Source organism: Mesorhizobium sp. M1A.F.Ca.IN.020.06.1.1 (genome assembly GCF_004023265.1).
In the GTDB taxonomy this organism is placed as follows: domain Bacteria; phylum Pseudomonadota; class Alphaproteobacteria; order Rhizobiales; family Rhizobiaceae; genus Mesorhizobium.
In genome coordinates, this window is the sequence record NZ_RZSR01000106.1 from 1 (window position 1) to 9705 (window position 9705).

The 9705-nt window shown below is 62.2% G+C and carries 10 protein-coding genes; 9 read left to right on the top strand and 1 reads right to left on the bottom strand.

Features of this window, described 5'->3' with window-relative positions; genetic code table 11:
- Positions 1-695, bottom strand: a 695-nt coding sequence (locus EOA60_RS07365) for a Gfo/Idh/MocA family oxidoreductase (RefSeq protein ID WP_164899217.1), incomplete at its 3' end; no start/stop codon positions are given.
- 184 nt (positions 696-879) lie between these two features.
- Between EOA60_RS07365 and EOA60_RS07370 the strand changes: the two genes are divergently transcribed.
- From EOA60_RS07370 to EOA60_RS07410, 9 genes are all read left to right on the top strand, one after another.
- Positions 880-1680 (top strand): class I fructose-bisphosphate aldolase, encoded by an 801-nt coding sequence (locus EOA60_RS07370; RefSeq protein ID WP_095823888.1) that lies wholly within the window; start codon positions 880-882, stop codon positions 1678-1680.
- Between the two features lie 3 nt (positions 1681-1683).
- Positions 1684-2634, top strand: a complete 951-nt coding sequence (locus EOA60_RS07375; RefSeq protein WP_128311193.1) for a PfkB family carbohydrate kinase — start codon at positions 1684-1686, stop codon at positions 2632-2634.
- An 89-nt stretch (positions 2635-2723) separates the two neighbouring features.
- Entirely contained in the window at positions 2724-3869 is a 1146-nt protein-coding gene (locus EOA60_RS07380; protein WP_095823890.1) for an ABC transporter ATP-binding protein, read from the top strand.
- 120 nt (positions 3870-3989) lie between these two features.
- Positions 3990-5237: a sugar ABC transporter substrate-binding protein gene (locus tag EOA60_RS07385; RefSeq protein WP_095823891.1), complete on the top strand. Its 1248-nt coding sequence runs from the start codon at positions 3990-3992 to the stop codon at positions 5235-5237.
- Between the two features lie 129 nt (positions 5238-5366).
- Positions 5367-6263, top strand: a complete 897-nt coding sequence (locus EOA60_RS07390) for a sugar ABC transporter permease (protein WP_095823892.1) — start codon at positions 5367-5369, stop codon at positions 6261-6263.
- Between the two features lie 5 nt (positions 6264-6268).
- Positions 6269-7111 carry a carbohydrate ABC transporter permease gene (locus EOA60_RS07395; protein ID WP_095800988.1) on the top strand — a complete coding sequence of 281 codons (843 nt, stop codon included), beginning with the start codon at positions 6269-6271 and terminating at the stop codon, positions 7109-7111.
- 63 nt (positions 7112-7174) lie between these two features.
- The gene (locus EOA60_RS07400) at positions 7175-7996 is read left to right on the top strand and encodes a sugar phosphate isomerase/epimerase (protein ID WP_095823893.1); all 822 of its coding nucleotides are present in this window, start codon (positions 7175-7177) and stop codon (positions 7994-7996) included.
- 4 nt (positions 7997-8000) lie between these two features.
- Positions 8001-9077 carry a Gfo/Idh/MocA family oxidoreductase gene (locus EOA60_RS07405; protein WP_095823894.1) on the top strand — a complete coding sequence of 359 codons (1077 nt, stop codon included), beginning with the start codon at positions 8001-8003 and terminating at the stop codon, positions 9075-9077.
- Positions 9077-9705 (top strand): sugar phosphate isomerase/epimerase family protein (locus tag EOA60_RS07410; RefSeq protein ID WP_164899218.1); only part of this gene is annotated, 629 nt, incomplete at its 3' end. The genes EOA60_RS07405 and EOA60_RS07410, both read left to right, overlap by 1 nt.

Below are 9705 nucleotides of genomic sequence, written 5' to 3' on the forward strand. Positions count from 1 at the left end.
ATGTTGGTCGGCGTGCCGACCCTGAAGCTGGTGTTTTTGTAAGGGCCTTCGGCGGTGATCAGGCGCTCGTCCTGACCGCGCGTCGTCATCGCCATGACGCGGGCGACCGGGCCGAGCAGGTTGACCAGCATCGTCAGGTAGTATGGCCCCATGTCGAACACTGGACCGCCGCCCGGCTGATAGTAGAATTGCGGATTGGGATGCCAATGCTCCATGCCGCGCCCCATCATGAAGGCGGTGCCGGTCACGGCGCGGCCGATCGCGCCCTCGTCCATTAGGCGGCGGGCACGCCGCCCGGCTGCGCCGAGGAAGGTGTCTGGAGCCGAGCCCAGCAGCAGATCGCGCTTCGACGCCTCCGCGACCAGCCGGCGGCCCTCGCCGGCCGAGGTCGCCAGAGGCTTTTCCGTGAAGACGTGCTTGCCCGCGGAAAGCGCCGAATGGGTGATGTCGAAATGCGCCGACGGAACGGTGAGGTTGAGGACGAGATCGACCTCGGGATCGGCCAGCAGCGCATCGACCGGCAGCGCGCGGATACCGTATTCCCTGGCCCGTAGCGCGGCCAAGTCGGCGGAAATATCGGCGCAGGCGCGCAGTTCCACGCCGGCGAAAAGTGCTGCGTTGCGCAAATAGGTCATCGATATGTTGCCGCAACCGATAACGCCGATACCGAGCTTCGCTCCTGACTTTGCTTGCATTTTCCTTCCGACCTCCCAATGCGGCATCGCCCAGCAAACCCGCTGCAACGGCGGCGGACCATGTTCCCTACTCGCTATAGCGCATTTTAAATCTTGACGCGCGTAAAATTTCTATAGAGCATGTGAAAATGCTGGCTCGACATCGGAGGCCGCCAGCTCAAAACGATTGAGGAATTTTGCACTCATGAGCCTAGGAACCAAGGTGCGCCTTGCGCGCCTCTTCTCGCATCCATCCGGGAAGCTTTTTGGCGGCGCGGTCGACCACTTTGTCGGCTACGGCGACGTGCGCAAAGGCGGGCTTGCCGATCTGCCCGGTGCGCTCGCGCGCGTCATGATGGGCAAACCCGACTACGTCAGCATCCAGCCCGGCACCGCGCGCCATCTGTGGCCGCAATATGCGGGCAAAGCGTCTCTGGTGATCCAGGCGGGCTGCTTCACCCCAGACGATCGCATCAGCGAACTGATTGCAACGCCGGAGGATGCGGTGCGCGCCGGGGCCGATGCGTTGGCCGTGGCCATTCCGGTGCGCGGCGCGACCGAGGGTAAGTACATACGCTGGCTGACCGACTCGGTGAATGCGGCGGCACGCTACGGCATGCCCGTGGTGGCGCATATTTACCCGCGCGATTTCGCCGACGGAGCAAAAATCGTCTTCACCCCCGACGAGATCGCCTATGCGGCGCGCATCGGCTACGAGTCCGGCGTCGACGTGATCAAGATAGGCTACACGGGCGATTTCGAGTCGTTCCGAGAGACCGTCCGGACCTGCCCGGTGCCGGTTGTGATCGCGGGTGGTCCGAAGACCGAGACGCTGCTCGGCGCCCTTCAGCAGACGGCGGACGCCATACGTGCCGGCGCGCGCGGTGCCGTGGTCGGTCGCAATCTCTGGGGGCACGGCGATCCGGAGAAGGCGGCACTTGCCTTTCGGAGCGTCATCCATGACGGCCTTTCGGCAGAAGACGCCCTGGCGAAGGCGGGTGCCTGAACGATGCCCACCGTCCCTTCAATCCTCGGCTTCGGCGCTATTGCGATCGACGACATCGTCTATGTCGATCAGCCGTTGTCGGCGGGCAAGGGGAAGGTTCTGCAAACTGCCCGAACTTTCGGCGGAAATGTCGCGACGGCGGCAAGGGCCGTCGCGCGGCTCGGCGGAACCGCCGGGTTCGTCGGATGGCTAGCCAGTGCCGCGGACGACGCCGTGCTGTGCGATCTCGTTGCGAGCGGCGTTGAAACCGCATTCGCGCCGCGCCACCCGCAGGCACGCCCGGTGCGCTCGCGGATCACCGTCGGCTCGGATGGCGAGCGGTTCATCGCGTATGACGACGAAGCGATGCTGGGCACCGCGTCGGACTTTCCGGACGAGGTCCTCAGCCGCGCGGCCGTCCTGATCGTCGATAGTTACGCGATCCGGTCGATGGATGTCGTGGCTCGGGCTCGCGATCTCGGCCTTGCAATCCTCGGCGATATCGAATGGAGCAGCGGCCCAGCCACCGAGAGGCTGATCGGGCTCTGCGACCATGTCATTCTTCCCCTCGGCTTCGCGCGGACTGCCACGGGCGGCCGATCGCCCGCCGAGATGCTCGACGCATTGTGGATGCCGTCGCGGTCCACCGTGGTTCTGACTGACGGCGGCAGGGGCGTCTATTATCGCGGACGCGACGAGGCAGGGCTCTGGCACCTGCCTCCGCACCGGGTTGCCGTCGTCGACTCGACCGGCGCCGGTGACTGCTTTCACGGTGCCTATGCCCATGCATTGACGCGCGGAGCCGAGACCGCAGGCCGGGTCGCATTCGCAGCCGCGGCCGCGGCCCTGTCGATAACGGGGCGTGGCGGGCGCGAGGCGCTGCCGACCGAGGGCCAGGTCACGGAACTCCTGGCATCGACGAACGCCCCGTCGGCAGTCGAACTGAAATCTGCGCAGCTCGATACCGGAACATAGTTGAAACTATCCGAGGAAGATTTCGCAGGGCGACCATAGGCCGACAATAATCATAAAAACGAGCGGCTTAGACTTGTGGAGGGAGGAAGATGGCAGAAGTCATTCTTGAGAATATCTGCAAGACCTACGGGAACAACTTTCATGCAATCGACCAATTGAACTTGTCGGTCGAGGATGGCGAGTTCTTGATTCTCGTCGGGCCGTCCGGCTGCGGCAAATCCACCGCCTTGCGAATGATCGCGGGATTGGAGGACGTGACAAGCGGCAGCCTTCGGATCGGCGGAGTCGACGTGGTCGACATGCCGCCCAAGGACCGGGATATCGCGATGGTCTTCCAGAGCTACGCGCTCTACCCACATATGACGGTGTTCGAAAACATCGCCTTTTCGATGCGGCTGGCAGGCAAGCCGAAGGCCGAACGCAAGAAGCGGGTGGGCGAGATTGCCAAAACCCTTCAGTTGACATCTCTGCTCGACAGCAAACCCGCGAACCTTTCAGGCGGACAGCGTCAACGGGTTGCCATGGGCCGCGCCATGGTGCGCGAGCCGGCCGCCTTCCTCATGGACGAACCCCTTTCCAATCTGGACGCGAAGCTGCGTGTTCAAATGCGCGCCGAAATTACCAGCCTGCAAAAGCAACTCGGCGTCACGACCATATACGTGACCCACGACCAAACCGAGGCGATGACGATGGGGGACAGGGTCGCGGTGTTGAAAGGCGGCGTGCTGCAGCAGGTCGACACTCCCAAGAGACTCTATGAATCGCCGGTAAACGCCTTCGTTGCCGGCTTCATCGGTTCTCCTTCGATGAACCTGTTCGAGGCGACGCTGACGGGCGACGAACTGATGTCCGGCACCTTCGCCATCCGGCTGCAGGACGCAGCCTTCGTGCGCAGGCCGTCCTTGAGGACGTATGCAGGGCGCAAGGTCGTGTTCGGGATCCGACCGGAGGATCTCTATGACAGCAGTCTCGAATCCGGCCGCAGATATCAGACGATCCCGGCAAAGGTGACCTCGATCGAAGAACTCGGGTCCGAACACATCGTTCATCTCAGCATCGATGCGGTGCGGGTGGACTCCGGCGATCCGGACGCGGTGCAGGATTTCGGCATGACCTCGAACGCGGTGGCGAAATTCGAACCGGTCAGCACAGTCCTGCCCGGCTCGGAGATCCGCTTGGCCGTAGACGACGCCAAGCTCCATTTCTTCGATCCCGAAACGCATCTGGCGATCTGAAGATTTGTCGCAGAGCCCGCAGGCAGGAGCGATGCGCCTGCGAAAGTACTCGTAAGAAGACTTCTGAATGAAGCAGACGATCGTCCGCATTGTGCGGTCGATCTTAAGAAGGAGGAGAAAATGACGTTTCGGATACGACCCGCGATGCTGAAAATGGCCGCGGCCGCATGGCTGCTCGGCGCAACCGGCGCCATGGCGGACACGACGCTGGAATTCACGCAGTGGTGGGAGCCAGAGCTGCCCGCAGGCTCCTTGCGCAAAATCATGGACGAGTTCGAGGCTGCAAACTCCGGGATCAAGGTGACGCTGGTCAGCGGCCCCTATGCGACCACGCGAGACCAGATCTCGGTCGGTGCTGCGACCGGAACGCTTAGCGACGTTGTCGGTCTCGATGGCGCTTGGGTGAACAATCTGAACGCACAAAATGCGTTGGCCGACATGAATCCGATGATGGATGCGAGCGGCTTCGACAAGAGCCAGGTCGCCGATATCATCAAGGTGGACGGCAAGGCGGTGATGTTTCCCGTGGCTTCGTTCGTCTATCCGGTCTTCGTCAACATGGACCTCGCCGCCAAGGCAGGTGTGAGCAAGCTGCCGTCGACCCGCGCGGAGTTTCTCGAAGCCGCCAAGAAGATGACCCATGCCGACAAGAACCAGTATGGCTGGGTGCTGCCCCTGTCGCTGCAAACACCGTCCGGCGTTCAGAACGACATGATGTCGTGGGTTTGGGCTTCGGGCCAGTCGATGATGGCGAATGGCAAGCCCGACCTCGAGGGCAAACCGGTGGTGGATATGCTCAGCTTCGTGAAATCGCTCAACGACGCCGGCACCATCTCGCCCGGCATCGCCACCAAGACGGAACAGGAGAAGGTCGAGGAATTCGTCAACGACCGGGTCGGGATGATGATCGACTCGCTCGCGCATGTGAACCTCATCCGCAAACGCAATCCCAAGCTGAACTTCGACCTCATCCCGGTCCCGGTCGTGGAGAACTACAACGGCAAGCGCGGCCTTCCCTATGCCTCCTGGGGCATCGGTATCTCTGCCGGCTCGAAGCACCAGGAGGAGGCCTGGAAGCTCGTCCAATATCTGATGAGTGAAAAGGTGAACGCCAAGCTCGTGTCGCTTGCAAACGCCTTCCCGGGCAACGTCAACGCCAAGCCCGATTTCGTGACGTCCGACAAGGCATTCGCAAAGGCTTTCGAAATCTTCAAGACCGGTTATCTCGCCAACGAGTTCACGGGTCTGCCGGTGGCGGAAGACCTGATGACCCAGTTCGACGTGGAAGCCCAGAAGATGCTTGCCGGCGAGCAGTCTCCGGAACAAGCCGCAGCCAACGCTCAAAAGGGCTGGATGGCGAAATTCTGATCGGCCTGTTCCCCGTTCACTTTCTCGACCGGGTGGCCTGACTTCGGGCAGGCCACCCGGCCACAACGGATCGGTGGACCCGTGTTCCGAAGCTCACCTTCTCTTGAAGGCGTATTTCAAGGTTGGCACATGACCCCGCAGAAGCGCTCCCATCACAGACTGAAACGAGCGGTCGCACCCTATCTCTATCTGTCGCCCTCGCTCCTCATAATCGGTCTTCTGATGCTGCTGCCGATGGTGACGGTGATTGCCTATTCGTTCCAGAACAGCGCGGTGCTGCGCCGTGACCCATCCTTTGCCGGACTGAAACACTACCAGGCGATCTTTGCCGATCCGGTGTTTTGGGCTTCGCTGTGGCACACGCTCTACTTCACTTGCATGAGTGTCGTTTTCCACATGACCATCGGCATGGTCTTCGCACTCATGCTGAACAGCGACCGCATCAATCCGATGCTGCGCAATATTCTGCGCGTGCTCTACATACTGCCTTGGCTGTTCACTGCGGTGATTATCGCCGTGATCTGGCGCCTCCTGCTTGAGCCGAACGGGGTCGTGAACAGCATTCTCATGCAGATGGGCATCATCGGTTCCAAGGTCGAGTGGTTTTCCTCGCCCGAGACCGCGCTGCACGCCGTCACCTTCGCCAATATCTGGGCAGGGTACCCGCTTTTCATGGTCAGCCTGCTCGCAGGCCTGCAGGGCATTCCCAAGGATTTCTACGAGGCCGCCGATATCGACGGCGCCAAGGCCTACCAGAAGCTGATCTTCATCACGATCCCGCAGTTGATGCCGATCATCATCAGCATCTCGCTGCTCGACTTCATCTGGACCATGCAGGTCTTCCCATTGATCTGGATAACGACGGGCGGTGGTCCGATCTACTCGACCGAGGTCCTCAGCACCTACACCTATAAGCTGGCGTTTTCGAGCTACAACCTGTCTCAGGCGTCGGCGAGCGCTGTGGTCATTCTGCTGATCTCGCTTGGCCTGACGCTGTTCTACGTCCGTTATCAAAAGGCTCGGTAGTCACCATGAGGAAAAGGCACACGCCGAAAGACAGGCTGATCACCGTCGCGCTGCATGTCGCGCTTGCCGCGGGGCTGTTCTTCGCGGCCTTCCCGATCTACTGGATGCTCAGCAGCTCGTTCAAGTCGAATACCGAGATCTTTGCCCTGCCACCAACCATCCTGCCGAAGGCCTTCACGCTGGAAGCGTACGCAGCCATCGTTGGCGACCCGGTAAAGCTGCGCTTCTTCTTCAACAGCTACTTCGTGGCGGCAGCGGTGACCGTGCTGACGGTGCTGATCGCCTTGCTGGCGGCCTACGGGTTCAGCCGCTTCAACTTTCGCGGCAAGGGCAGCCTGAACACACTCATCATCAGCACGCAGACGATTCCGCCGATCACGCTTCTCATCCCCTTCTTCGGGCTTGTCGTCTCATATGGCATCTTTGACACCTATATCGCGCTGATCCTGACTTACCTGGTGTTTACGCTGCCCTACGCGATCCTGCTGATGACGGGATATCTCAACACCTTGCCCCGCGATCTCGATGAAGCGGTGGCTGTCGACGGCGGCACCAGTTGGACAGCGCTTTGGCGGGTGATCGTCCCGATCTCGCTGCCTGGTATCGTGGCGACGTCTGTCTACACCTTCCTGTTATGCTGGAACGAATTTCTCTTTGCGCTGACGCTGACCAAGTCGACCTCCATGCGCACCGTGCCGATCGGCATCCAGCTGTTGATGGGGCAGCACGCCTTCGAATGGAACCAGATGATGGCGATGAGCGTGCTCGGCTCGTTACCGCTTTTGCTCATCTACCTCGTTGCCCAGAGATTCTTCCTCGCAGGCATGACCGCGGGCTCGGTCAAGTAGGACGTCCCTCCCATGAAGACGCAGAGCGACACCAAGGAATGGGCGGTATCAAGGAATGAAAGAATGAACGTGAAAGACCTCAAAGTTGGCTGCCAGACTTTTACCTGGGAGATGCTCGGCGACCGTTTTGGCGGCGGCCCGGACGATCTCATCAAGGCGATTTCCGACGGCGGCTATGCCGGCATCGAGATCACCGACACGATGATCGGTCGCTATGCCGGCAAGCCTGCGGAGTTCGCCGCCGCGTTGAAGGCATCCGGCCTCATGCTGGTCTCGTTCGCCTTCGGCTCGAAGAGCGGCTTCACGCTCAAGGAGAAAATCGGCGAGGACCTCGAAACCGCCGGTCGCTGGATCGACTTCGCCGCCGCCTTTCCGGGAGCGCTGGTGTCGATGGGCTCGGCAACCGTCGTCTCCGACGGCCCGCGCGACCACAAATTCGCCATCGCCGCCGAGGTCTACAACAAGGCCGGCGAACTTGGGCGCAAGGCCGGCGTGCAGGTGGCTGTGCATCCAAGCTCGCATAACAACACGCTGCTCTTCGACCGCGCCGATTATGACCGCATCTTCTCCCTGCTTGACCCATCGCTGGTCGGCTGGGTGCCGGACACCGGACACATCTTGCGCGGCCGTCAGGACATGGCCGATACGCTCACCACCTATCGCGACCGCATTCGCTATGTGCATCTGAAAGACGTCGATGCCAACGGCAGTTGGGCGATGCTCGGCCAGGGTGTCTGCGACACGGCTAAGGTGATCGAGATCGCAAGCGCCGCGCCCAACTTCAACGGCTGGCTGGTGCTGGAGGAGGAATCCGAAACCGCCGCCGCCGATCCGGCTGGCGCGGTGAAGACCAATCGCCAGACCATGCGCGGCTACGGGGCTTGAGGCGATGATCGGCAAACAAGACCGTCGTCTTCGTGTCGGTGTGCTCGGCTGCGGGCCGATCGCGCAGTTCGCGCATCTGGAATCCTGCGTGAAGGCAGCCAATGCCGACCTCTACGCGATCTGCGACGCGGCGCCCGACCTGCTTGCGCGCATGAGCGCCACCTACGAGCCGCAAAAAATGTATGGCGACTATGACGAGATGCTCGCCGACCCCAAGTTGGAGGCGGTGATCGTCGCGACGTCCGACGCCTACCACGTGCCGATGTCGATCAGGGCGCTCGAAGCAGGCAAGCACGTGCTTTGCGAAAAGCCGATCGGCATTTCCGTCGAAGAAGGCGAGAGGCTGGCGGAAGCGGTCAAGCGCTCCGGCAAGGTGCTTCAGGTCGGGCATATGAAGCGCTTCGACCCGGCGCTGGAGGCGGCGCGCGATTTCGTGCGCGACGAGATGGGCGAGATCCTCGCGCTGAAGGCCTGGTATTGCGATTCCACCCATCGCTACACCAATACCGACGCCGTGCAGCCGCTGCCCGTCACCAGCAAGCTGGCGAGGAAGCCGGCCGGCAATCCGAAGGCGGACCTGAGACAGTATTTCATGCTGGCGCATGGCTCGCATCTGGTCGACACGGCGCGCTTCCTGTGCGGCGACATCACCGCCGTGCGCGCGCGGCTCAACCAACGCTTCGGCGCTTATTGCTGGTTCGTCGAGACGGAGTTCGCCAATGGGGCGCTCGGCCATCTCGACCTGACCGTTGCGGTGCGCATGGACTGGCACGAGGGCTTCCAGCTCTATGGCGAGAACGGCTCGGTGATCGCGAAGACCTTCAATCCCTGGTATTTCCGCGCCAGCGAGGTCGACATTTTTCATGAGAAGGACGCGACGTCGCGCAAGCCGCTCGGCGCCGACGGCCACTTCTTCCGCCGCCAACTGGAAGGCCTCGCCGACACGGTGCTCAACGGCGCGCCGCAGCGCGGCGCTACCGTGGAGGACGGGCTCGCTTCGATCCGCGCCATGGTGGCGATCGCCCGCTCGGTCGAAAGCGGCCAGCGCGTTGAGCTCGCCGGCGTCACCGGAGCGGTCTGATGCAGGTCGGGGTGTTCGCCAAGACTTTTCCAGGCGGCGAGCCGGCCGGCGTGCTCGCCGCCGTTCGCGAAGCGGGCTTCGCAGTCACCCAGTTCAACCTTGCCTGCGCCGGCCTGCCGTCGATGCCGGACGATGTTCCCGACGAAGCGATCCGTACGATCGATGCCGCCGCTACGGCTAGCGGCGTCGGTCTCGTCGCGCTGTCGGGAACCTACAACATGGCGCATCCGGACAGCCGGGTGCGCGATGACGGGCTGCGGCGGCTCGGGGTGGTCATTGAGGCAGCCGCCAGGCTTTCGATCCCGCTGGTGACACTGTGCACCGGAACGCGCAACGCCGAGGACCAATGGGCGCACCACCCCGACAATGCCGATCCCTCGGCTTGGGCCGACATGGCGCGGGAAATGGAGAAGGCGCTTCAGCTCGCCGAGCACCACGGCGTCGATCTCGGCATCGAGCCGGAGCAAGCCAACATCGTCACCTCCGCCGATGACGCCGCGCGGCTGATTTCCGAAATGGGTTCGAACCGGCTGCGCATCGTGCTCGACCCCGCCAATCTGTTCGAGCGAGCGAATGCCGACGAGGCACGCGGCATCGTTGCCGAAGCGGTCGAGCGCACGGCGGGTCA